The sequence below is a fragment of the Streptomyces sp. NPDC127117 genome (genome assembly GCF_042677325.1).
GTDB lineage: Bacteria > Actinomycetota > Actinomycetes > Streptomycetales > Streptomycetaceae > Streptomyces.
Window position 1 is genome coordinate 146,249 of record NZ_JBHXTM010000011.1, and the last position, 25,075, is coordinate 171,323.

At 68.6% G+C, this 25,075-nt stretch carries 11 protein-coding genes; 9 read left to right on the plus strand and 2 right to left on the minus strand.

Annotation, left to right across the window (positions count from 1 at the left end; translation table 11 throughout):
* Nucleotides 1-541 precede the first annotated feature (541 nt).
* A complete protein-coding gene (gene pglW, locus ACFVH0_RS12870) occupies nt 542-5,218 on the plus strand; it encodes a BREX system serine/threonine kinase PglW (protein ID WP_385819596.1) in 4,677 nt (1,558 codons plus the stop codon).
* A complete protein-coding gene (gene pglX, locus ACFVH0_RS12875) occupies nt 5,215-8,829 on the plus strand; it encodes a BREX-2 system adenine-specific DNA-methyltransferase PglX (RefSeq protein ID WP_385819597.1) in 3,615 nt (1,204 codons plus the stop codon). Before pglW ends, pglX begins: the two co-directional genes overlap by 4 nt.
* 61 nt (nt 8,830-8,890) lie before the next feature.
* Here pglX and ACFVH0_RS12880 read toward each other — a convergent pair whose 3' ends face one another.
* Together ACFVH0_RS12880 and ACFVH0_RS12885 are read right to left on the minus strand one after the other, a co-directional pair.
* Nucleotides 8,891-9,100, minus strand: a complete 210-nt coding sequence (locus ACFVH0_RS12880; protein WP_385819598.1) for a DUF397 domain-containing protein — start codon at nt 9,098-9,100, stop codon at nt 8,891-8,893.
* On the minus strand, nt 9,082-9,924 hold the full coding sequence (locus ACFVH0_RS12885; protein ID WP_385819599.1) for a helix-turn-helix domain-containing protein: 843 nt from the start codon (nt 9,922-9,924) through the stop codon (nt 9,082-9,084). Before ACFVH0_RS12885 ends, ACFVH0_RS12880 begins: the two co-directional genes overlap by 19 nt.
* Before the next feature lie 200 nt (nt 9,925-10,124).
* Here ACFVH0_RS12885 and ACFVH0_RS12890 point away from each other — a divergent pair, with 200 nt between their 5' ends.
* The 7 genes from ACFVH0_RS12890 to ACFVH0_RS12920 all read left to right on the plus strand — a co-directional run bounded on the left by ACFVH0_RS12890 (nt 10,125) and on the right by ACFVH0_RS12920 (nt 24,917).
* On the plus strand, nt 10,125-10,385 hold the full coding sequence (locus ACFVH0_RS12890; RefSeq protein ID WP_385819600.1) for a hypothetical protein: 261 nt from the start codon (nt 10,125-10,127) through the stop codon (nt 10,383-10,385).
* Nucleotides 10,386-10,778: 393 nt separating this feature from the next.
* The gene (locus ACFVH0_RS12895) at nt 10,779-12,677 is read left to right on the plus strand and encodes a DNA/RNA helicase domain-containing protein (protein ID WP_385819601.1); all 1,899 of its coding nucleotides are present in this window, start codon (nt 10,779-10,781) and stop codon (nt 12,675-12,677) included.
* A gap of 94 nt (nt 12,678-12,771) precedes the next feature.
* Complete coding sequence (locus ACFVH0_RS12900) at nt 12,772-16,692, plus strand: phage resistance protein (RefSeq protein WP_385819602.1); 3,921 nt, start codon at nt 12,772-12,774, stop codon at nt 16,690-16,692.
* Nucleotides 16,689-19,613, plus strand: a complete 2,925-nt coding sequence (gene pglZ, locus ACFVH0_RS12905; protein WP_385819603.1) for a BREX-2 system phosphatase PglZ — start codon at nt 16,689-16,691, stop codon at nt 19,611-19,613. Before ACFVH0_RS12900 ends, pglZ begins: the two co-directional genes overlap by 4 nt.
* 15 nt (nt 19,614-19,628) lie before the next feature.
* Complete coding sequence (locus tag ACFVH0_RS12910; RefSeq protein WP_385819604.1) at nt 19,629-21,377, plus strand: AIPR family protein; 1,749 nt, start codon at nt 19,629-19,631, stop codon at nt 21,375-21,377.
* A 46-nt stretch (nt 21,378-21,423) separates the two neighbouring features.
* A complete protein-coding gene (gene brxD / locus ACFVH0_RS12915) occupies nt 21,424-22,749 on the plus strand; it encodes a BREX system ATP-binding protein BrxD (protein WP_385819605.1) in 1,326 nt (441 codons plus the stop codon).
* Nucleotides 22,749-24,917, plus strand: coding sequence for a DEAD/DEAH box helicase (locus ACFVH0_RS12920; RefSeq protein WP_266427944.1), 2,169 nt, complete (start codon nt 22,749-22,751; stop codon nt 24,915-24,917). Before brxD ends, ACFVH0_RS12920 begins: the two co-directional genes overlap by 1 nt.
* The last annotated feature ends 158 nt before the right edge of the window (nt 24,918-25,075 follow it).

Consider the following 25,075-nt stretch of genomic DNA (forward strand, 5'->3'; position numbering starts at 1 on the left):
CGGCATTTCACGGAATGACGCCTTTTCGGCCTGGGTGGCTGGACTACGCCTGCGGCCTGCTCACCAAGATCGGCTACTCGGATGGCACGCCCGACGTCACCCTCGGCTACGACGGGCGGGACGCATGACCGGCTCCAACACCCTCACAACCTGGGGATCCGGCCGGGAAGATCTCCGCCGCCACTATCGGGTGCGCCACCTACGCCTGCGACCACGACCCGAGAGGTGACCAGGTCGCCACGCTCGAGGACGGCGCGGTCACCCAGCCGCGCCCAGTGGAACCCCGACGCCCCCGGACTGCCTCGCAGCCAGAGCGCAAAGATAACGTCCCATTTACCCAGATATAGCCAGTTCGGGACGTAGTACCGACCTTTCGGTAATCATCCCCATGCCCCCGCGGCTTCATCGAGGACACCTCCGGTGTCAGTGCTCACGGTTAGGATTCACGGGGTCTGCGACCTGGTCGGACCGGCGGTGGAACGGCACGGGCGCCCGGGAGCGGACACCCACTCGGCACGGAATCAAAGGGCGGGGACAGCACATGCGGGAAGGCCGGTGGACCACGGTCACCGAGTCCGAGTTCGACCATGAGCACCGCGGTCTGGAAGCCATCCGGGAGAAGCTGCCGGACTCCGACCCCTGGCGGGCCTGGTCGAATTTCACCTTCACCGCGAACACCGGACACGTCCGCGAGGTCGATCTGCTCGTCGTCGCCCCCGGCGGCGTATGCATGATCGAGCTGAAGGACTGGCACGGCTCCGTGACCAGCGAGAACGGCACCTGGATCCAGACCACACCCGGCGGCCACCTTCGCCCCCACGGAAACCCCCTCCACCTCGTCAACAAGAAGGCGAAGGAACTGGCCACGCTGCTCGGCCAGAACGGCAGGCGGGTGTGGGTGGGCGAGGCGGTCTGCTTCACCGACGGAGGCCTGCGGGTTCGGCTGCCGGCGCACGACCAGAACGGTGTCCATACCGTCGCCGAGCTGGTGGCCATGCTCCAGCAGCCGCCGCGCGACGAAAGGCGCCGGATCACGGCTGTCGACTCGCGCGAAATCAAGACAGCACTCGACCGGATCGGCATCCGGCGCAGCGAAGCCGAGTACAAGGTCGGCCCCTACCAGCTCGAGAGGAAGTCCTTCGATTCCGGTCCGACATGGGCCGACTACCGGGCCGGCCACACCGAGCTGCCCGAAGTCGCCCGCGTCCGTGTCTACTTGAGCGAGCGCGGCTCGGACTCCACCCTCCGGCGGTCGGTGGAGAACGCCGCCCGTCGCGAGGCAGCCGTACTCCAGCGGTTCCGCCACCCCGGAGTCGTGGGGCTGAAGCAGTACTTCCCGTCCGGGCACTCCGCGGGGCCGGCGCTGATCTTCGACTACCACCCGCACACTCTCCGCCTCGACGAATACCTGCTCCAGCACGGCAAGAAGCTCGACATCCTCGGCCGGATGGCCCTCGTCCGCCAGCTCGCCGAGACGATGCGGTCCGCGCACTCCAGCCGGATCCACCACCGGGCGCTGGCCGCCCGCTCCGTTCATGTCATCCCACGGGACCGTGGCCGCCAGGGGCACGCCGTCGGCGAGGACGCCGCCTGGCTTACCCCCCGCCTGGAGATCTCGGACTGGCAGATCGCCACGCAGCGCGGCTCCGGCTCGGGTGGCGCCACAGGCCAGGTCATGACCCGCTTCGCGCCCACAGCCCTGTCGGCGATGCACCTGTCCGAAGGTTCCGACCCCTATCTCGCCCCCGAGCTAACCGCTCTCAGCGCCGACCCCGTCTACCTGGATGTGTACGGGCTCGGAGTCCTCACCTATCTGCTGGTCACGGGCAAGGCTCCGGCGGCGAGCCAGGCCGAGCTGCTCGCACGCCTGGAGGCGGGTGAGGGCCTGCGCCCCAGCTCCCTCGTCGACGGGATGTCCCCGGACATCGACGAACTGGTCCAGGCAGCCACCGCATACCGGCCGGGCCAGCGCCTGTCCTCGGTGGACGAGTTCCTGGAGATGCTGGAGCTGGTCGAGGACGGCCTGACGGCGCCGACGTCCGCACCTGTCGAAGCCGAAGCTGAAGTCGAGACCCCCGAGAAGGACCCGCTGGAGGCCGTGGCGGGTGACGTGCTCGGCGGTCGCTGGGAAGTCCGCCGCCGTCTGGGCACCGGGTCCACCAGCCGGGCGTTCCTCGTACGCGACCTGGAGGCGGAGGCGCGCAGGACGCGCCCGCTGGCGGTGCTCAAGGTGGGCCTCTCGGACAGCCGCGGCGACGTGCTGGTCCAAGAGGCCGAGGTGATGGGCCGGCTGCGCCCGGACTCCCGGGTGATCCGGCTCGTCGAGCCGGAGCCGCTGCGCATCGCGGGGCGCACCGTCCTTGCCCTGGAGTACGTGGGTGACGAACGCGAGGCCTCAGACGACGCCGCCGAGGCCGCCGAGACCGGCACCCGGACCCGGCCCCGTCGCCGCGAGGAGACGGTCGCACGCCAGCTCCGCGAGCGGGGCCGGCTCCAGATGGACCAGCTGGAGGCATACGGCGACTACCTGTTCGGCGCCGTCGACTTCCTGGAGGGCGAGAGCGTCTGGCACCGCGACATCAAGCCGGACAACATCGCCATCCGTATCCGCCCCAACCGCACCCGCGAGCTGGTCCTGATCGATTTCTCGCTGGCGGGCTACCCGGCGAAGGAGTACGAGGCCGGTACGGAGGGCTATCTCGACCCGTTCATCGGCACCCTGACCCGTACCGCGTACGACTCGCACGCCGAGCGATACGCCGTCGCGGTCACCTTGCACCAGATGGCCTCCGGCGAGTTGCCCAAGTGGGGCGACGGCTCCGTGCTGCCTCGGATGACGGACCAGAAGGAAGTCCCGCACGCGGCCGTCGCCGCCGACGCCTTCGAACCCGCCGTGCGGGACGGCCTGGTGGCCTTCTTCCAGAAGGCCCTGCACCGGGACGCGTCCAAGCGCTTCCCCGAGCTCAAGCCGATGCGGGACGCCTGGCGGAAGATCTTCCTGGACGCCTCGCAGACGGTGCCGTCCAGCCACCGCTCCCGCCACCCCGAGCCGGTCGTCGAGCAGACCCCGGCCGGCGGCGGGCCCGTCATCGCGGATGCCGAACCCCTCACCGCCGACCAGCAGCGCGACAAGCTGGCCGCAGCGGTCACCCGGGACACGCACCTGTCGTCCGCGGGCCTCACCCCGGCCGCCGAGTCCTTCTTGTACGGCCTCGGCATCACCACCGTCGGCGGCCTCCTCGACTACAGCCGCAGCAAGCTCCTCAACGCCCCCGGCCTCGGCACCAAGACCCGCACCGAGGTGCAGCGCCGCCAGCGCCAGTGGGGCAGGCTGCTGAGCGAGGCGCCCCTCTCCCCGCTGACCCCGAAGGGCCGGGCCGAAGCCAAGGAAGAGCTCGCCCAGCTCACCGTGACCGAGTCGGCGGTGCTCGGCGCCCTCGCCGCGAGCGCGGGCGCGAGCGGCCTGACAGGTCACGCGCTGCGTTCGGTCAGCCTGGACACCCTCGCCACGATCTTCGTGCCGGAGCTGAACAACAACCGCTCCAACAGCAACAAGGTCGAGATGGTCCGGCTCCTGCTCCGGCTGCCCAACGAGCGCGGCGAGCTGCCCGACATCGGCGTCTGGCCCAAGCAGAAGGACGTGGCGGAGTCCCTCCATCTGTCGGCGGGACGTATCCCGCAGATGCTGAAGGAGGAGCGCAAGCGCTGGAAGAAGCTCCCGGCGGTGCAGGCTCTGCGCGAGGAGATCATGGACCTCCTCGCGGGGCTCGGCCGTGTCGCCTCCGCCGTCGAGATCGCCGACGCCCTCGCCGTACGGCGCGGGACGCAGCTCTCCGAGCGCGAGCAGCGTCGCGCGCTCGCACTGGCAGCCGTACGGGCCGTGGTGGAGGTGGAGCAACTCGAGCCGGAGGAGGCCGAGTTCCAGCACCAGCCCAACCGCAAGGCCACGGAGGACTCCCTCGCCGCGGGCCTGCTCGCCCTGGACGTCCGGGACGGCGACGCACCGGACACCCCGACGGCCCCGGGCCTGCTCGACTACGCGATGCGCCTGGGCAGGACGGCCGACCGGCTCACCCGCCAGGGGACCCTGCCGACCGCGACCACGGTCCTGAACGAGATGGGCGCGCTCACCCCGCCCCCCGGCCTGGTCGAGTGGGACGAACGGCGCCTCGTCGAACTGGCCGCCGCCGCCTCGGCGAACGCGGCGGCCACACCGCGCCTGGAGATCTACCCCCGCGACCTTCCCCTGGTACGTGCCCTCCGGCTCACCCAGGCCGGCCTGGTCCGACTGATCCCGGGCGTGCCGGAGGCCCGTCAGCCGGGCCTCACGGGCGAGGACATCCACGAGCTCGTACGAGCCCGCTTCCCGGAGCTCGTCGTCCCGGACGGCCGGGGCGGCTCGACGCACGAGCTGCCGACCGGCGGCCCCCTGACCAGGGCCCTGCGTGACGCCGGCTTCGAACTCACCCTGTTCACGCGCGAGGACACCAAGACCCTGCGCTACCTGCCGACGCGGATGGACAGCGCGTCCAGCTACCTGACGAGCGGTGCCTGGCGCCAGACCACCGACACCGGCGCGGTGACCCGCTACTCGGACGACCCGCTCCTCGCAGGCGCGGTCCGCGCCGACGAACGGCTCGTATCCTCGGCGCGGCAGGACGGTTACCGGGTCCTGACCGTGCACCACGGCCGTACGGTCGACGCGGTACGGGAACTCACCGCCCCCCGGATCGGTGCCCAGCCGGTCTCCGTGACCGAACTCTTCCTGGAGTCCATGCACGCCCTCGTCCCGCCGGCCACCAAGCCGACCTGGGAGACCCTGCTGAAGGCGGATGTCGCCGAGCCGGGCTCACGGGGTGCGCTGAAGTTCGCCGAGTACGCGACAACGGCCTGGGGCACGGTGGAGCCGCGCGTGCGGGAGCTTCTGGAGCCGGGGGCAGGAAGTGGGCCGGTCCTCCTGACGGAGGCGGGTGTGTTCGCCCGGTACGACGCGATGGGCGTCCTGGACCGGCTGGGTGAGGCGGCGCGGCAGGGCGGGCGGGGGCTGTGGCTGCTGGCGCCACAGCCGGACCCGGCGCGGGAGCCTCGGCTGGGGTCCGTGGCCGTGGCGTACCAGGCGGGCCTGGGCGAATGGATCGAACTTCCCGACTCGTGGGTGAAGAACGCCCACCGGTCGGGTGCAGCGCAGCTGGATGGAACCGAGGGAGACAACAAGTGATCGACCGCAAAGCCCTGTTGAACGACCTGAAGCAACAGGTCAAAGCGGTTGAGACGGACCTCGCCAAGCAGGTGAAGGCGGTCCCGGAGGTCGGCGCGCGACTGAAGGGCGAGTACGACCGGGCACGGAAGCTGGGGCGTACGGCGGCGACGTGGAACACGTGGCTGGACGAGCGCGTGACGCAGGTCGCGGTGGCGTGGGTGCTGGGGTCGGTCTTCGTCCGCTTCACCGAGGACAACGGGCTGATCCCGGAGCCGTACCTGACGGCGCCGGGGGCGGACCGCCGGGACTTGGCCCTGGCCCGGTACGAGGACTACATGGCCAAGTCGGAGGACCCGACGTACCGGGGCTGGCTCGAGCGCGCCTTCGAGGAGCTGGGCGCGGGGCAGGCGGGCCGGCTGCTGTTCGACCAGCGGCACAATCCGCTGTACCAGATCCCGTTGTCGCACGACGGGGCGCGGGATTTGGTCGACTTCTGGCGTGAGCGGGACGAGGCGGGTGCGCTCGTCCACGATTTCACGGATGTGCTGGAGGAGGACGGCGACGGTACGGAGGGCTGGGACACCCGATTCCTGGGTGACCTGTACCAGGACCTGAGCGAGGCGGCCCGGAAGACGTACGCGCTGCTCCAGACACCGGAGTTCGTGGAGGAGTTCATCCTCGACCGGACGATGGACCCTGCGGTGAGGGAATTCGGTTACGAGGATCTGAAGATGATCGACCCGACGTGCGGGTCGGGGCACTTTGTGTTGGGCGCGTTTCGGCGGTTGGTGCGGCTGTGGGGGGACGGGCAGCCGGGCAAGGACCTGCACGAGCGGGTGCGGGCGGCGCTGGACTCGGTGCACGGGGTGGACCTGAACCCGTTCGCGGTGGCTATTGCGCGATTCCGGTTGTTGGTGGCGGCGATGGCGGCTAGTGGGGTGCGGACGCTGGGGGACGCCGCGAAGTACGAGTGGCCGATCCACCTGGCGGTGGGTGACTCGCTGATCAAGCACCGGCACAAGCAGGGGAATCTGTTCGACGACTTGGAGGAAGAGGGCGCGGACGAGCTCGCTGACTTCAAGTACGAGACGGAGGACGTGCACGAGCACCCGGGGATTCTGGAGCCGGGGCGGTACCACGTGGTGGTGGGGAACCCGCCGTACATCACGGTGAAGGACGGGAAGCTCAACGAGCTATACCGGGGGCTGTACAACGCGTGCACGGGGACCTACGCGTTGTCGGTACCGTTCGCTCAGCGATTCTTCGAGCTAGCGAGGGTCGGGAAACTTGAGAGCGGACTCGGGTACGGCATGGTCGGCCAGATCACAGCGAATTCGTTCATGAAGAGGGAGTTCGGCACACGGCTCATCGAGTCGTACTTCGGTCACGAAGTGGAGTTGACTGAGGTCGTCGACACGTCGGGCGCTTACATTCCAGGGCACGGAACGCCGACGGTCATCCTAATAGGAAAGGGCCGAGGCGGCAGTAGCCGCTCGGCAACGATCCGTACGGTTCGAAGCGTCCAAGGCGAGCCATCGGCTCCTGAAAGGGCCGAGGACGGCTTGGTCTGGAACGCCATCATGGGTCAGATCGACGAGCCTGGATCGGCCAGCCAATGGGTATCTTCGGATGATCTGGAGCGAGCACGTTACTTCGGCAAGCAGCCATGGATTCTTACCGATGGCGGCCTAGAGATGGTCGAGCAGATCGGCTCCACCAGCACGAAACGACTGAAGGCAGCCGTGGAGCCGCCAGTCGGACGAGGAGTAAGGGTTGGGGCAGACGAGGCGTACGTCCGCCCATTGCGCGATACCTTCCAAACGATTGCGGATCGCTCTGGGCTACGACCGTTGGTCGTCGGCGAGGTTGTCCGTGACTGGACTGAACAGCCAACCGAAGCAATCTGGTATCCGTACACAGAAGAGCTAAGCAAGACTGAAATCGAAGCCGAGCTTTGGCCAATGCGCCGCACTCTAGAGGCGCGACGCACATTCCAGGGCGACATCAAGGATGCCGGCCTCAACTGGTTCGACTACATGCAGTTCACCGCTTCAGCCTACGAGACGGACCTCTCCATCACGTTCGCAGAGGTAGCAACGCACAATCACTTCTCACTAGACCGAGGCGGCAAGGTCTTCAAACAGACCGCGCCGGTAATCAAGTTGAGCAAGGATGCCACCGAAGAGGAGCATCTAAATCTGCTTGGCGTCTTGAACAGCTCAACTGGAGCACTCTGGCTAAAGATGGCCTGCCACAACAAGGGAGGCAGTGGGCTGGGGCGCGGCTTCCAGGATCAAGAGTGGGAGAATCGCTATCAGTTCAACGGTGCGAACGTCGAGCGATTCCCGCTTCCTGACTATTACCCCACCTCCATCGCCACCGCACTGGACGCCCTTGCTCAGCAACTGACCATCAACAACCCCTCTTCCGTAGCTGCCGGGGACACCCCCACCTCTCCCCTCCTCCGCGAGGCCCGCGCTACCTGGCTCTCCACGCGAGCACGCGTGATCGCGCTTCAGGAGGAGCTGGACTGGCAGGTGTACTCGCTCTACCACCTGCACCCTGAGGACTTGCGTGTCTCGGAGGACCCCAGCTCCCCCGACATCCCCGAACTTGCCCTCGGCGAGCGCGCCTTCGAGATGGTGCTCGCTCGCCGCGTCGCCGCAGGCGAGGCCAGCGACGAGTGGTTCAAGCGGCATGGGACCACGCCCATCACCGAGATCCCTGCCCGCTGGCCCGCTGCCTACCGCGAGGTCGTCCAGAAGCGGATCGACGCCATCGAGTCGTCCCGCGCCATCGGCATGGTCGAGCGGCCGGAGTACAAGCGTCGCTGGGCCACCGAAGGCTGGGAAGCCCTCCAGGACAAGGCTCTCCAGTCATGGCTGCTCGACCGGATCGAAGACGGCGCGCACTGGTTCGACGAGAACGGGAGGGCCGCCCTCATCACGCTTTCTCGGCTCACGGACAGCCTCTCCCGCGACGAGGACTTCGTCTCCGTCTCTAAGATCTACGCCCCCCGCAAGGAACTGCCCGCTGTCGTCACCGAGCTCATGACCGCCGAGCACGTGCCGTTCCTCGCCGCCTTGCGCTACAAGCCCTCCGGGCTCAAGAAGCGCGCGGACTGGGAACACGTGTGGGACCTCCAGCGCCAAGAGGACGCAGCCGAGGACGAACCGGCCAAGCGGAAGATCCGGGACGCCATCCCCGTACCACCGAAGTACACCTCGGCCGACTTCCTTCGCCCCTCCTTCTGGCGGGCACGCGGAAAGCTGGACGTGCCCAAGGAGCGGTTCATCTCGTACGGGCAGACCAACGCAGCCACCCCCGCCTTGTACGGCTGGGCCGGCTGGGATCACCGGGAACAGGCGTACGCACTCACCACGCACATCGCCACCCACGAGTCGCTGACCGACGAGGAAGCGACTCCGTTCCTGGCGGGTCTCCTCGAACTCCAGCCGTGGCTGGACCAGTGGCACGACGAGTTCGACTCGTCCTTCGGCTCCTCCCCGGCTGCGTTCTTCCGGGGTGACCGGCAGATGGAGCAGGGCAGGCACGGCCTCACCGACGACGACCTGCGCGCCTGGCGCCCGACCGCCGCCACGCGAGGACGCCGGACGACGAAGAAGTAGTCCCCGAGGATGCCAACGGCCCCCGCGATCTGGACCGATCGAGGGGGCCGTTGCTGGCCGTTCAGACGCTCAGGCGCCCCTCCCTGACCGCCGCGACAAACGAGGACCACCCGCCAGCTGGGAACACGAGCGCCGGACCGTGGGGGTTCTTGCTGTCCCGGACCGGCACAGTGGCGGCGAAGTCGTCAGAGACCTCGACGCACTCGCCACCATCCGAGTTGCTGTAGGAGCTCTTACGCCAGGTAGCGGCACTCAGGTCGATGCGTCGCACGGTACTTCCTCCAACATGGCCAGTACGAACTTCCGCGACTCTGCCGGGGACATCGCGAGGTCGCGCATCGCATCGTACGCACGCGTCAGTCGCTCAACCGATGCGCTCTCCTCGATGAGTTCGCCACGGTGCGCGTTCTCCGTGTATGCCACAGTACGCCCGCCGTGAAGTCGCAAGAACATCAATGCAGTGCTGTCCAGGCCATGCATGCCCGCGCTCTGCGGCAGCACGTGCAACGTCACATTCGGACGCTCCGCCACGTCGGCCACGTACTCCAGCTGCGCCAGCCACTCCCCCGTGTCCCGCAGCGGCGTCCTCAACACCGCCTCCGACAGAATCGTCCGGAACGGTGGCGCGTCCTCCCCCTCCAGCAAGTCTTTGCGGCCCATCCGTGCCTCGACCTGCTGCTCCAGCTCCTTCCCCCTACTCCCGCCCGCCGCCAGCACCTCCCGCGCATACCCCGGCGTCTGCAACAACCCCGGCAACACACTCACCGCGAAGTGCCACAGACTCACCGCCTCCGCCTCCAGCGTCATGTACCGCCGGTACCGCTCCCGGAACTGCGACTTGTCCCCCGCAGCCAGCTCCCACAGCGCCAGCAGCAGCCCCGGCGTCCCGTAATGCGTGTCGAGCGCCTGGACGACCTCCGGACTGCCGAGCGTCTCGCCCTTCTCCATCTTCCCGAATAAGGACCAGTCCCAGCCCAGCCGTTCCCCGAGCTGCCGCAGGCTCGTCCCGCTGCCCGTCCGCAGTATCCGCAGCTCCTCCGCGAATCGTTGGCGTGGCTCCTGGCTGCGACCACTGATCACTCGTCGCTGCGGCATGGCGCTCCCCTCCGAGGCGTTCGCGCGGGCTGGGTGTGGAAGGTGTGGAACCACCGCCGTGCTGCGGGGAGCCCATCCCCATTCCACGGCATAGGCACCGACACTCGGGCGCATCCTCGTAACACCCGGACTACACAGAGTAATTCACCGCACATCACCGGGTCAGGGAAACAACGCAAGCCCACGAGGAGACAGCGCCCATGACGTCGCAGCAGCGACCGGACAGCAGCCCGACCACTGACGCCACCTCACCCAAGATCAAGGAGGCCCTGGACGCCCGCGACGCACTAGCCGCCGCCCTCACCCGGGCCGGCGTCCAGCTCCCCGCGATGGACATCCGTACCCCTTGGGTCGACGACCGCGAAGGCGAGGCCCGGTACGCGCTCGTCCACCTCGGGGTCTGCTCCGCGCCCGTGGCCCACGCGCTCGCCACTGTGATCATGAACGGGATCGCCCGGTGAAGGACGAGAGGGCCCCCGCCATCCGGGAGGCAGTCCGTGACACCTCCCGCGACCGCGTGGGACGTGTCACGGACCACCACGGACCGTCCTACCGGCTCCGACCACTCGGCGGCGGGCGGGAGAATGGGACGCGGACCCGAGTCACCTCCGGCCCATGAGCCAGGACGAGCTGCTGAGCGCACTCCTCGCCGAGGTCAACGCACGCAGCAGACAGGGCCGCTGAGCCACCGCACACGACGTGCGGAGTCCGGAATCCCCCTCCACGTGATCTGCACACTGACCTAGGATGACGAGGATCATCGCGGCCCGCCGGGCTTCCGCTCCGCTTCAGCGGACATTCAGAGGACATGCCCCCACCCGCACGAGCTACTTCGTGCTGCCTGGGGGCGTTTCTTGCTGTTCCGTGAGTCCGCGGCGTCCGTGGCCGCCCGCATCCTCGAAGGGTCGCTGGCGCTGCATCTGATCGAGAACTTCGTCCACCAGCACGGTCGCCGCCCCGGAGACTCCGAAGTGCGGTCCTGGGAGCGCAGCATCCCCGCCCTCACCAACGCGCTGGTCGAAGCGGGTCTCGGTGACGTCGAGGTGATGTTGGAGTACTCCTTGCCCCTGACCAGCAAGCGCGCGGACGCGATACTCGCCGGGGTGCATCCGACGACCGGCGAACCGTCGTACGTGGTCGTGGAGCTCAAGCAGTGGAGCGCGGCCTACCCGGAGGAGGACGAGCCTCTGCTGTGCCGCATCGACGCGTACGCGCAGCCCGTGCTCAACCCCATCGAGCAGGTCCGGGGCTACTGCGAGTATCTGCTGTCGTTCAACGGGGCGCTGGAGCGGATGCCGAAGTCCCTGGCCGGAGTGGCGTTCCTCCACAACGCGACCGAGTCCAGGATCGCCGGACTGCGAGAAGTCACGGAGGATCAGCAGGGCCGGATGTACACCGGGGAGCAGCGCGGCGCGTTCCTCGACTTCCTGCGCTCTCGGCTCGCCCCGAAGCCCGGCGCTGAGGCGGCGGACGCGCTGCTCCACGGCAAGGTGGGGCCCTCGAAGCAGCTGATGGCTGTCGCGGCGGCGGCGATCCGCGACCGGGAGCAGTTCGTGCTCGTCGCGGAGCAGCGGCTCGCGTACGAGCTGGTGCTGTCCGCCGTACGCAAGGCCAAGCGCGGCAACCACAAGCAGGTGATCGTGGTGACCGGGGGGCCCGGCTCCGGGAAGAGTGTGATCGCTCTGTCGCTGCTGGGCGAGCTGTACCGGCGCGGGGAGACCGCCCTGCACGCGACCGGTTCGCAGTCGTTCACCAAGACGATGCGCAAGGTCGCGGGGGCCCGGAAGCCCGAGGTCCAGAAGCTGTTCATGTACTTCAACAGCTTCATGGAGGCCGAGCCGAACGATCTCGACGTACTGATCTGCGACGAGGCGCACCGGCTTCGCAAGACCTCAGCCAACCGCTACACCAAGGCAGCTCTGCGCACCGACCGTCCGCAGGTGGCGGAGCTGATCGACGCGGCCAGGGTGCCGGTGTTCCTGCTCGACCAGCACCAGGTGGTGCGGCCCGGCGAGATGGGGACCAGGGAGGAGATCGAGCGGGCCGCCGCCGAGCAGGGGGTGGACTGCACGGTGGTGGAGCTGGGCGGCCAGTTCCGGTGCGGCGGCAGCGACGCGTACGTGAAGTGGGTCGCCGACCTCCTCGGGCTGGAGGGCGGCGACCCGGCCGTCTGGGAGCCGGACGGCAAGGTGCAACTGCTGACTGCCGACAGCCCCCAGGAGCTTGAGGACTTCCTCCTCGCACGCCGGAAGGTGGACCGCTACAGCGCGCGCATGTCGGCCGGCTACTGCTGGAAGTGGACGACGAAGGTCACTCCGGACATGCCGTCGCTGCCCGCCGATGTCGTCATCGGGGACTGGGCGCGGCCGTGGAACCTGTACGGCGACCGCTCGGTGCTCGGCGCTCCGCCGGCACCTCTGTGGGCCACCGATCCGGCCGGATTCGGCCAGGTCGGCTGTGTCTACACTGCGCAGGGCTTCGAGTACGACTGGTCGGGCGTGATCATCGGGCCCGACCTGGTCTGGCGGACGGACCGCTGGGTGGTGGACCGGACCGCGTCGAAGGATCCGTCCTTCACGAAGGCGACCCCGGACGCCGACGTCGCCAGGCTCATCCGCAACACCTACAAGGTGCTGCTCACTCGGGGCATGGTCGGCACGGTCATCTACTCGACCGATCCTGAGACACGGGACAAACTGCGCTCGCTCGTACACCCGGCCTCGGGCGTCGAGGCGGTAGCCGCCCTGGTGTGACGTCCGGTGACCGAAAAGGGTCATCCGATGTCAGACCTACGCCATACGATCGGTTGAACCAGAAAACCAGTCCCGCCGGAGAGTGAGATCGTCAATGGCCCAGCAGCCGCCCCTGCTCCGCGATGTCATCGACATCAAGGAGTCCATCTCCACTTCGGACTTCGTGCTCCAGCTCTCGGAGGCGACGACTCCCGAGGGCGCCGAGCGCGCACTCCGCGACTACGTGGTGACCGAGCGGCTGCTGGAGAACTTCGACGAGGCACTCGGCCTGATCCGGTCCGCGCTCGACGGACGGACGTCCAAGGCGGCGTATCTGCACGGCTCGTTCGGTTCCGGTAAGTCGCACTTCATGGCGGTGCTGCACGCCCTGCTCAGCGGCAGCCCGGCGGCCCGGGCCCGCGAGGACCTCGACCCCGTACTGACGAAGCACGAGTGGCTCGGCACGGACGGGAAGAAGTTCCTGCTCGTGCCGTACCACATGCTCGGGGCGAAGGTGCTGGAGCAGCGGGTGCTCGGCGGGTACGTGACCCACGTCAAGAAGCTGCACCCAGAGGCTCCGACGCCGCAGGTGTACCGGACGGACGCCCTCTTCGACGACATCCGGGCGATGCGGGCCAGCATGGGCGACGGGCCCGTCATCACGGGCCTGACCTCGGTGGACGAGTCCGAGGCCGTGGCGGCCGAGGACGATGGCGACGAGTGGGGCGAGTCCCTCACGTGGGCGTGGACGCCGGACCTGCTCGACACCGCGCTCGCCGCCGAGGAGGTGCACGAGGCGGGCCAGGCACTCAACCTCGTCCGCCCGTCCACGCCGCCCGAGCTGCGGGCACGGCTGGTGCGCGACGCGAGTACGAATCTGCTGCCCGGCTTCGCGAAGAACGCCGCCGAGAACGAGCACGGGTTCATCTCCCTCGACGCCGGGCTGTCCGTGATCGCCGAGCACGCCAAGGCGCTCGGCTACGACGGGCTGATCCTCTTCCTGGACGAGCTGATCCTGTGGCTGGCAACCCTGATCCACGAGGAGAAGTTCGTGGCCCGCGAGGCCAGCAAGATCACGAACTTCGTGGAGGGCGGCGACGCACGCCGCGCCATCCCCGTGGTCTCCTTCATCGCCCGGCAGCGCGACCTGCGCGAGCTCGTCGGCGAGGAAGTGTCCGGAGCGGCGGAGTCCTCCATCCAGGACACGCTCAACCTGGCCTCGGGCCGGTTCGACAAGATCACACTCGAGGACCGCAATCTTCCCGTGATCGCACATGCCCGTCTGCTTCGGCCCAAGGACACCGAAGCCGCTGCCCTGGTCAAGGCGGAGTTCGAGAAGACCCGCAGAGTCCGCCAGGAGGTGTGGGACACCCTCCTCGGATCCGACCGCGGCGCGGACGGCGTCGGGGCGGACGAGGAGAGCTTCCGGCTGACGTACCCGTTCTCGCCGGCGTTCATGGACACCCTCGTCCATGTGTCCTCGGCGCTCCAGCGCAACCGGACCGGTATGAAGCTGATGGGTCAGCTTCTCGCCGATCACCGTGCCGAACTGCGCCTGGGCGACCTGATCCCGGTCGGTGACCTGTACCCGCTGATCACGGCCGGTGGCGACAAGCCCTTCACCAACAGCCTGAAGGTGGTCTTCGAGGCCGCGGACAAGCTGTACCGAACCAAGCTTCGCCCGTACCTCCTGCTCACACACAACGTGTCGGAGGAGGACATCGAGCGGTACACCAACCGTCCCGACAGCATCACCGACCAGGAGCTGCGGGGCCGGATCAAGCTGTTCGTCGGCGACAACCGGATCATCGGCACGCTGCTGCTGTCCGCGCTCGCGCCCAGCGTCCCCGCTCTCTCCGACCTCACCATCCGACGGCTGTCCGCCCTCAACTACGGCTCGGTGGTCGCTCCGATCCCCGGCCGCGAGTACGGCATCCTGAAGAACAAGGTGGCCGAGTGGGCGGGCCGCTTCCCCGAGATCAAGGAGACCGGCACCGACAGCAATCCGGGTGCCCGTCTCGAACTCTCCGGGGTCGACGTGGACTCGGTCATCGCTAACGCCAACGTCAACGACAACCCGGGCAGCCGGAGCGCCCTCGCCAAGCGGCTGCTCGCCGATGAGCTCGGCATCACGCAGGGCCAGTTGATCGACGAGCTGAACTTCGTCTGGCGGGGCACGGAGCGCAGTGTCGAGGTGATCTTCGGCAACGTGGCGGACGAGGACGAGCTGGCGGATCACGACCTGATGCCGCAGCTGGACGGTCGCTGGCGGATCGCGATCGACCTGCCCTTCGACGAGAGCGAGTACGGGCCGGTCGAGGACGCCAACCGGATGCGGCGGCTCCGCGAGAAGCAGGGCGAGCCGTCGCGTACCGTCGCCTGGCTCCCCACCCACCTCTCCAGCCAGCGGTATGCCGACTTCCGTCGGCTGGTCGTGATCGACAAGGCGCTCGCGGACGAGCAGCGGTTCAACGGTCAGTACGCGGTCCATCTGAACCCCGACAACCGGGCAAGCGCCAAGGGGCTGCTCGAAACCCAGCGGGAGTCCCTGCTCAAGAACGTCAAGGCCGCCTTCAAGCAGGCCTACGGGCTCGCCGACAAGAAGGCGACCGACGTGGAGCTGGGGTTCGGCGACCACCTGGAGTCACTGCGTGCGGTCGACGGGCTGACGCTCTCCTTTGGCCAGTCGCTGCGCGACGGGATCCGGCACATCGCGGGCAAGCTGCTCGCGAGCCAGTACCCGGATCACCCGGACCTCGACCCCGACGGCAACGGCACCGTCGTCAAGCCGGCCGACGCCAAGAAGGTGTTCGGACACGTCCAGGCAGCCTCCGAGGCCCGTGACGGGCGGGCCGAGGTCCCGGCCGCCGACCGGAACCTGATGCGCCGGGTGGCCGGCCAGCTGCGGCTCGGCCAGCAGAAGGAAGCATATTTCGAGGTGTCGCGCTACTGGGCGGACCACTTCCAGAAGCTCGCTCGCGAGCAGGGGGTGACCGGGGACCTCAGTCTGATCACACTCACCGACTGGACGGACCGGCCGAATCCGCGTGGACTGCCGGTCTTCCTCTCCCGGCTCGTGGTGGCCTCGTTCGCCGAGATGGACGACCGGGTGTGGGTGCGGGCGGGCATTCCTCTCGACCCGGCGCCTGGACTCCACGAAATCAAGGACCAGGATGCGCTGCGCAGCCAGCCGCTGCCGTCGGAGGAGGTCTGGGAGGCTGCCCGCCAGCGTTTCACGACGGTGTTCGGTGTACCCGCGCCGACGCTGCGACGCGGCCGCATGGTGAACCAGCTCGCCCGGCAGATCGCCAAGGAAGCCGGGGACTGCCGGGAAGAGGCTCGCCAACTCGTGACCGAGCTGGAGCGGCATGCCGCCTTCCTTCAGCTGGACGAGACCGTGGAGGCCGGCCGGCTTGCCATCGCGCGCCGGGCCGTCGATCTGCTGGACGCCCTCACGCGCTCGGCCGGCCAGGGTGCCGCCGGTGCGAAGAAGACGGTGGAGGCGCTGGCCGCCTTCGACTTCGGCGGGGTCAGCGCGGACCGCTTCGGGACCTCGGTCAAGCAGGCCGGGGCGGTGGCCCGTGCGCTGGACTCGGCATCGTGGACCACCCTCGACCTGGCCACCGCCGAGGGCCCCGAGGGCGCGGCACTGCTCGAGTCCCTGCGCAATGCCGCCCGCAGCGACCAGCGGACCAACGACCTCAAGGACGCTTTGGCCCGCACCCAGCGCGAGGTCCTCGCGCTGGTCAAGCGGAACCGGGCGACGGTCACCCCGCCGCCCCCGCCTGTTCTTCCTGTCCCCGGTCCGGGTGACGTGCCTCTGGATACGCCCTCCCGCCATCCGCGTGTGCCGGAGGAGGGGTCCTCTACCAGCCCCGCCGAAGGGTCCACCGGTACCGGCCGGGTGCGGCGTTCGGGCGGCAGCCGTACACCCGCGATGCAAGCGGTGGCCGAACTCCAATCGCAGCTGGCAGAGTTGGCGGCACAGGAGCCCGGTGCCACCATCGAGATCACCTGGCGGGTAGTCGAGGCATGAGCGCGGTGACGACCAGCACGGTCGCGGTGCGGTTGAACCTCGCGACGATCACCCAGTACCTGTCCGCCCAGTCGTCCCTCACCGATGCTCTCGTGGGCCGGGGCAAGCGCAGAGCCGTACTGTTGCGTTCCGCACCGCAGTGGGACGGTCCCGCCGAACCGGTCTGGGGCGACGGGCAGTCCGCCCGCGTCGTGGCAGCGCTGTCCCCACTCGCCGTGCACGAGCTGCTGCTCGACCATCTCGCGGACCGGGTCACAGGCCCTGCCGTGCTCGTGATCCTCACCGATCGCGAGCAGAACGAACTGGACCCGGCGATCCTGGCACGTGCCCACAAACAGCGCATCGACGCGGTGGACAGCTGGGACGTGGTCCGGGACGCATTCGGCGCCCAGCAGGTCGACCCCCGGCTCAAAGAGGACAACTGGGCTGCCGAGGCGCTCCTCGACGCCGCTCCGCCCAAGCGCTGGCCCCGTCTGGCGGGCGGCATGCTCTCGCGGCGCACGGCGCTGTCCGCCCTGTCGCTGCGTCGGCTTCGGCTCGGCCCGTACGAGGACGAGTCGGCGGCACAGGATCACACCGCGACGGCCGGCAGCCTGGACACGCATACGCTGCTCGGCTGGTCGCTGACTCCCGGCCGCCCCGAGAGGTTTCTTGAGCTACGGGGACCCGAGCGCTCTGGGCTCACGGAGTTCCTCAGTGAGGAGGATCAGGCCGGGCTCGCCGGGCGGGCACTCCTCGCCCTCGTCGAGGCGGAACACGGGGCCGACGCGGTCGCGTTCGGCTTGGTGTGCGCGGCCCTGTGGTGTCATGCCTCGGCGGATGCGTCCACGTACACGGCACGCGGTCGGGCGGAGCGCTGGTTCGGGGAGCGGCGACCGGCTGAAGGCGAACAGTTCGACACCCTCGCAGCCGCATTCGGGCGGGCGTCGGAGGATTACGTCGTCGGGCTCCTGGCCCGGACCGCCAGGGGCGGTGGCGACGGAGCGGACGAAGCCCGCGAGGCCCGGAGGATCACCGACACCGTCCTGGAGCGCGCCTCGGCACTGATCCGTCAGTTCGGCGCGGAAGCCGCGGCCCAGGAGAGCCCGGTACTGCCGGCTGGCCTGGATGCCAGGTTCACCACCGTGGGACGGGCGCTCTCGGCCGGCCGGGCGGACCCGCTCGCTGCTGCGGTCCGCGCTCTGGGCGAGCACCGGCGTAGGAACGGGCCCGACGTACGAGCGCGCGTCGAGCGCACACACATGGCCCAGCGGCTGGTTCAGTGGCTGGCCACCGAACCGGCCGTCGACGCTCCCTCGGTCTACGCCGCCATACAGCGCCATCTCGCCGAGACCGGGTGGGTGGACCGCGCCCTTGAACACATCGAGGCCGGCGGGGATCCCGATGCCGTGTTGAAGGCCGCGTACGACGTGCTCGTCGCTCGTGTACGCGCACGGCGGCACGAGATCGACCGCGACTTCGCCCGCGCTCTCGCGACCTGGACGGCCGCGGGTACCGAGCCCGGTGCGATGCTCACGGTGGAGACCTTCCTCGAGCGCACCGTGAAGCCGGTCGTCCAGAGCGCCGCCGACCGGAGGATCCTCCTCCTCGTACTGGACGGCGTGAGTGCGGCCATCGCCACCGAGCTGGGCGAGGAACTACGAGCGTCCTGGGCCGAGTTCGACCCGATGGACGAAGGTGTCCCACGTCGCCGCGCCATGGCCGCGGCCCTGCCGACGCTGACCGCGGTCTCCCGTACGTCACTCTTCGCTGGAAGGCTGATGCAGGGGTCACAGAAGGACGAGGCCCAGCTGTTCCCCGGCCATGCCCTCTGGCGCGGTGCGCCCGCTGCCGTGTTCCACAAGGACGACCTGCGGGCGGAGAGTGCCGGGGCGACCTTTGGACCCGCGCTCACCGAAGCGCTCATGGACGGCCGTACGCACGTGGCGGTCGTCCTCAACGCCATCGACGACCGGCTCGCCAAGGAACAAAAGCTCGGCGACAGCGCCTGGCAGGCCGAGCACATTCCCGCTCTCCTGGATCTGCTGCGCGTCGCCGCCGGGCAGGGCATGGCTGTACTGGTCACCAGCGACCACGGGCATGTGGTGGACCGACACGGCGTGAAGGTCGATACCGAGTCGCCGCAGTCGGCCCGCCACCGGGCCGAGGGCGGCAGGACGGCGGCGGCCGAGGTCGAGTTGCGCGGGCACCGGGTGGTCGCGCCGGAGCCCGGCGGGTCGATCGTCGCGCTGTGGGATGCCGATTCCAGGTACACAGCCCGGAAGGCCGGCTATCACGGCGGGGCATCCCTTGCGGAGTTCACCATTCCGGTCCTTGCCTTTCTGCCGTTCGGAGCCACACCTCCCCCGACCTGGCGGGAACTGGGCGATCAGCGGCCGACCTGGTGGCTCCTCGACGAGCAGAAGACCCGTCCTGCCGCGGCGGCCACTCCCGAACCGGCTCCTGCGCCGAGGCGGCAGAGCCGTCAGCAGCCGAAGAAGGAACAGGCCCACCTGGCCAGGACGCACGAGTCGTTGTTCGACGTCACCCTGGTGCCGGCAGGCGAGGGCGAGGAAGCACTGGTGAAGAAGGCCGTGGTGGATCCCGACGACGCTCTCGTCGAGGCACTCTTCGCATCGGAGGCGTTCCGGGGACAAATCGGCCTGCTGGCACGGAAGCCGCCGATGGACAAGGTGGACCGCGCGATCCGGGCCCTGGTCGATGCGGGAGGCACCCTTCCGGTCACGGCGCTGGCCCAGCGTGTCGAGTACCCGGCCACCCGGGCGGACGGCTTCGCCGCCATTCTGCGGCAGTTGCTCAACTACGACGGCGTGCAGGTCCTGGAGACGCTTCCGGACGGTCGGACGATCCGTCTCAATCTCTCCTTGCTGCGCGACCAGTTCAATCTCAGCAGACAGAGCGGTGAGAGCCGCACCTCATGAACGGACCGGGGGGCCATGAGCGCCAACGATCGTGTACTGATCAACGCGATGATCGAGGAGCAGCGGAACGCGCGCACCGTTCCGCTGTCCTTCGACGCCACCTTCGAGAGGTTCGCGGCCGAGCACGCCCTGCACGGCTACGGCCTCTCCGAGGAGGAGATCGAGGCCGGTGTGATCGGTGGCTCGGACGACGGCGGCATCGATGGGGTGTACGTCTTCCTCGGTGGCAGGCTGCTCCACGAGGACAGCGAGATCTTCTCTCCCCAGTTCGCCGCCACGGGCGTGGAGGCGGGATCTCAGCTGACGCTGTGGCTCGTCCAGGCGAAAACCAGCACAGGCTTCTCCGAGGTCGCGCTGGACAAGGTGGCTTCCACCTGCTCGAACCTCCTGGACATGGAGGTCGACGAGTCCGTGGTCGGGCTGCTGTATTCCGACGACCTGCTCGCCCGCTTCGGAATGTTCCGCAGGGCCCTGACCAAGCTTCTCACCCGCCACCCCACGGTACTGATCAAGTTCTCGTACGTGACACGCGGCGAGGCGGGCGAAGTGCACCCGAAAGTGCAGGCGAAGGGCAAGATCCTGGAGGCACAGTTCTCCAACGCCTTCGCGATTTCCACGGGCGAGGTGGAGTTTCTCGGGCCTGCGGAGCTGTGGAAGCGTGCCAGCACCCTGCCCTCGTACACCCTGGAACTCCCGTACCGGGAGAGCATCACGCACGGCACCAGCCACATCGCGCTGGTCGCCCTGGGCGAGTACATCGACTTCCTGAGCGAGGAAACCGGGGCGATACAGACCCACATCTTCGACTGGAACGTCCGCGACTATCAGGGGAACGTCGAGGTCAACCGGGAGATCACGGCGTCCCTCCAGAAGCCTGACGCGCCGGAGTTCTGGTGGCTCAACAACGGCATCACGATCGTGTGCTCGCAGGCGACCTCGATCGGCAAGCGGATGAGCCTGTCCGACGTACAGATCGTGAACGGTCTCCAGACCTCGTACACGCTGCATGAGACGCTCAGCGGCCTGTACGCGACCGATCCAGGTGCGGCAGTGTTCGAGAGGCTGGTGCAGGTGCGCATCCTCGTCACTGCCGACCAGGCAGCGCGGGATGCCGTTATCCGGGCGACCAACCGGCAGACGAGTGTGCCCGTGGCATCCCTGCGGGCGACGGACGACATCCAGCGGCAGATCGAGTCGTACTTCCTGGAGCACGACTGGTTCTACGACCGGCGCAAGAACTTCTACCGCAACCAGGGCAAGTCGGCGGACCGGATCATCAGCATCCCCCTGCTCGCCCAGTCCGTCATGGCGATGGGCCTGGGGCGGCCCGACTACGCCCGCGCCCGTCCGTCGAGCCTGCTGAAGTCGGACACCGACTACCGGCGCGTCTTCTCCGACAAGACCGAACTGCCGGTCTACCTGTGGCTGGCGCAGGCACAGCGGCAGATCGACGCCTTTTTTCAGGTGGCACCGGACCTCATCTCCCGCTCGGAGCACACGAACCTTCGCTTCCATCTCGCCATGCTCGGCGCCGTCGATCTCGTGGGCAGAGCGTTCGGGAAGCCCCAGGAGCTGAACAACGCGGCCCGGGAAGGCACCTTCCCCACCACCATCCGCCTGCTGTCCCTCTGGAAGTCGCTGAAGGAACAGTTCGACAGCTTCCAGAACGAACGGCAATGGAGTCCCGACAAGACCGCCAAGAGCGCCGACTTCGTCGCCCACCTGACGACCACCCTCGGTTACGGACCGCTGCCCCGCAGATGACGCGACAGCCGGTCGAGAGCCACCGGGCCGATGGGACAATGGCCCGGTGACCGACCCTCGCTCCTCAGCCGTCTCCGCCGTCCGGCGGCGTACCGCGATCGACGCCCTGCGGCGCGGCGCCGTTCCGGAGAGCGGCCTGGACCTGCTCGCCACGGGCCTCGACCGATTCGAGTCCGCGCTCGACGCCGAGCTCGACGCGGTCGCCTCGGGCGCCTCGGTGTTCAAAGCCGTCCGGGGTGAGTACGGATCCGGCAAGACGTTCTTCACCCGCTGGCTCGGCGAGCGCGCCAAGCAGCGCAACTTCGCCGTGGCCGAGATCCAGGTCTCCGAGACAGAGACGCCACTGCACAAGCTGGAAACCGTCTACCGGCGCCTCACCGAACGGCTGTCCACCTCCAGCTTCCCTCCGAGCGCGCTCCGCCCGGTGGTGGACGCCTGGTTCTATGCACTGGAGGAGGACGCACTCGCCGCCGGGGCCGACGAGGACGAACTGAGCGGCGCGGTGGAGCAGCTCCTGGCCGCCCGGCTGACCGAGGTGTCGCGGCATGCTCCGTCCTTCGCCGCCGCACTCCGCGGCTACCGATCCGCCCTCGCCGAAGGGGACGAACCGACGGCTGCGGCCGTCCTCGCCTGGCTCGGCGGTCAGCCCCATGTGGCCGCGGCGGCCCGCCGGTCCGCCGGAGTGCGCGGGGACCTGGATCACTTCGGGGCCCTGGGGTTCCTGCAAGGGCTGCTGACCGTTCTGCGGGACTCCGGACACCGAGGGCTATTCGTCGTACTCGACGAGGTGGAGACACTGCAGCGTGTACGGTCGGACGCCCGCGACAAGGCGCTGAACGCACTGCGCCAGCTCATCGACGAAATCCACTCCGGCCGCTTCCCCGGCCTCTACCTGGTCATCACCGGAACCCCCGCGTTCTACGACGGGCAGCAGGGTGTCCAGCGCCTCGCGCCGCTCGCCCAGCGCCTCGCCACCGACTTCACCACCGATCCCCGCTTCGACAACCCACGCGCCGTCCAGCTGCGCCTTTCGGGATTCACCCAGGATTCCCTGACAGGGCTCGGAATCACCATCCGAGACCTGTACGCAACCGGTGCCGCTGCTCCCGACCGGATCAAGGCCCTGGCCGACGACGCGTACGTCGCCGATCTCGCACAGGCGGTGGGCGGGGCGCTCGGCGGCAAGGTCGGTGTGGCGCCCCGGCTCTTCCTGAAGAAGCTCGTCGGTGACGTCCTCGACCGCATCGACCAGTTCGAGGACTTCGACCCCCGGCAGCACTACCGACTGACGGTGGCCGGCAGTGAACTCACCGCCGTGGAACGCAACCTGGCGGCCGCGTCGTCCGCCGACGGCATCGATCTGGAGCTGTGATGGCGCAGGGAGCGGACCCCGTCGACCGGCTCGATCTCGTCGTCCTGCATCACGTGGTGAACACCCTCGGCTGGCCCGATCTGCGCCCGCTCCAACGCGCTGCGATCGACCCGGTGATGGACGGCGAGGACACCGTCGTCCTCGCTCCCACTGCCGGTGGCAAGACCGAGGCCGCGTGCCTGCCGATCCTGTCAGCCATGACCACTCAAGGCTGGACGGGCACCTCGGTTCTCTACCTCTGCCCGCTCAAGGCCCTTCTCAACAACCTGGTAACGCGGATCGATGGGTACGCGCAGTGGCTCGGGCGCACCGCCGCCCTCTGGCACGGCGACACCAAGGAGTCCCAGCGCAGACGCATCCGCACCGAGAGGCCCGACATCCTGCTGACCACGCCGGAGTCTCTGGAGGCCATGCTCATCGGCGTGAAGACCGATCATGCACACCTGCTGGGAGGTGTTCGGGCCGTCGTCGTGGACGAGGTGCACGCCTTCGCCGGCGACGACCGCGGCTGGCATCTCCTGGCCGTGCTGGAGCGCCTGGAGCGCGTCACCGGGCGGCCCATCCAGCGCATCGGATTGTCCGCGACCGTCGGCAATCCTCACCAACTGCTCACTTGGCTCCAGGGATCGGGCGCGGGACAGCGCCCTGGCCGGGTGGTGGCTCCGGATCTCCCCAAGGCGCCCGCCACCACCTCTGGCCGGCCCGTCGGCATGCCGGCCGCGGAGCCCCCACCGGGAGACGTGGAGCTCGACTACGTGGGCTCCCTCGACAACGCCGCCAAGGTGATCGCGGCCCTGCACAGGGGCGAGAAACGGCTCGTGTTCTGCGACTCCAGGCGTCAGGTGGAGGAGCTGGGAGCGGCGCTGCGGGCGCGGGAGGTCACGGTGTTCCTGTCGCACGCCTCGCTCTCGGCCGACGAGCGAGCCAGGTCGGAGCAGGCGTTCGCCGAGGCACGGGACTGCGTCATCGTGTCCACGTCCACCTTGGAACTGGGCATCGACGTCGGCGACTTGGACAGGGTCATCCAGATCGACTCCCCGAGCACCGTCGCCTCGTTCCTCCAGCGCATCGGCCGCACCGGACGCAGAGCTGGTACCCAGCGCAATTGTCTCTTCCTGGCCACCCGCAAGGACACGCTCCTGCAAGCCGCGGGGCTACTCCTGCTCTGGGGGCGCGGATGGGTCGAACCCGTTGTGGCACCACCCGAGCCACGCCACCTCGTGGCTCAGCAGCTGCTGGCCGCCACACTTCAGGAACACAAACTGGGTGACCAGCTCTGGCCCGAGCAGTGGAACGGCCTCGCTCCCTTCGACCGCTCGGCCGCTCCAATCCTGCGCCATCTGACGGACGAGGGCTTCCTCGACACCGACGGCGGAATGCTGTTCATCGGGCCTGAGGCCGAACGCCGTTTCGGTCGACGGCACTTCATCGAGCTGACCGCGTCGTTCACCGCACCACCGCAGTTCACCGTCCTGTCCGGGCGCACCGAGATCGGCCAGATGGATCCCTCAGTACTCACCGAGGAACGGCCGGGCCCACGGAGGCTGCTGCTGGCCGGTCGCAGCTGGCAGGTGACCTTCATCGACTGGGGACGCAAGCGGGCTTTCGTCGAACCGGTCGACGGCGGAGGGATCGCCAAATGGTCGAGCGGGACATTCATGGGGCTCTCCCATGCACTGACCCGTGCCATGCGAGCAGTACTTCTCGGATCCGACCCGGTCGTCTCGCTCACCCGGCGGGCCGACGTCTGCCTTCAGGAGTGGCGTGAAACCGAGGGGCCACACATCGTTCATCCCGCTGGGACACTTGTGGCCCGGAAGGGCAACGACGTTCGTTGGTGGACGTGGGCCGGATACCGCGCCAACGCGACGCTGGGCGCAACCTTGTCATCGATCGCCGATCCGGTTCAGCGCCCGACGGACTGCTATTTGCGGCTGCGGGAGGATCTGTCACACGTCATGTGGCGCTCCGCGATCGAGGCCGCCGCGGCAGCTCCGGCGATGGTCCTTCCGGACGTCGACCCGCGCGCAGTCCACGGGCTGAAGTTCTCGGCAGCGCTCCCCCTGCGGCTGGCCACCGCCACGGTGGCCGCGAGACTCGCCGACTTCGACGGCGCACGTGCCGTTCTGGCGGAGCCGAAACGGTTGTACGTCACATCGGCCGGATAGCCGTCGCCTCTGGTCCAGGGCCACGGTCGGGCTGCTCGCGGCACGCCGCTCGCACCAATATCCAGCGGTGTTACGGATAACGGACGGAGTGGGGCTCACGGTGCGGTCTAGCCTGGCAGACCCATGTGCCGCATGCACAGCGCCAAAGGCGGATTTGC

Coding starts and splice junctions, on each gene's coding strand:
- ACFVH0_RS12920 (WP_266427944.1), top strand. CDS start 22,749: ATGGCGCAGGGAGCGGACCCCGTCGACCGGCTCGATCTCGTCGTCCTG.
- ACFVH0_RS12890 (WP_385819600.1), top strand. CDS start 10,125: ATGACGTCGCAGCAGCGACCGGACAGCAGCCCGACCACTGACGCCACC.
- pglW (WP_385819596.1), top strand. CDS start 542: ATGCGGGAAGGCCGGTGGACCACGGTCACCGAGTCCGAGTTCGACCAT.
- ACFVH0_RS12910 (WP_385819604.1), top strand. CDS start 19,629: ATGAGCGCCAACGATCGTGTACTGATCAACGCGATGATCGAGGAGCAG.
- ACFVH0_RS12885 (WP_385819599.1), bottom strand. CDS start 9,924: ATGCCGCAGCGACGAGTGATCAGTGGTCGCAGCCAGGAGCCACGCCAA.
- ACFVH0_RS12900 (WP_385819602.1), top strand. CDS start 12,772: ATGGCCCAGCAGCCGCCCCTGCTCCGCGATGTCATCGACATCAAGGAG.
- pglZ (WP_385819603.1), top strand. CDS start 16,689: ATGAGCGCGGTGACGACCAGCACGGTCGCGGTGCGGTTGAACCTCGCG.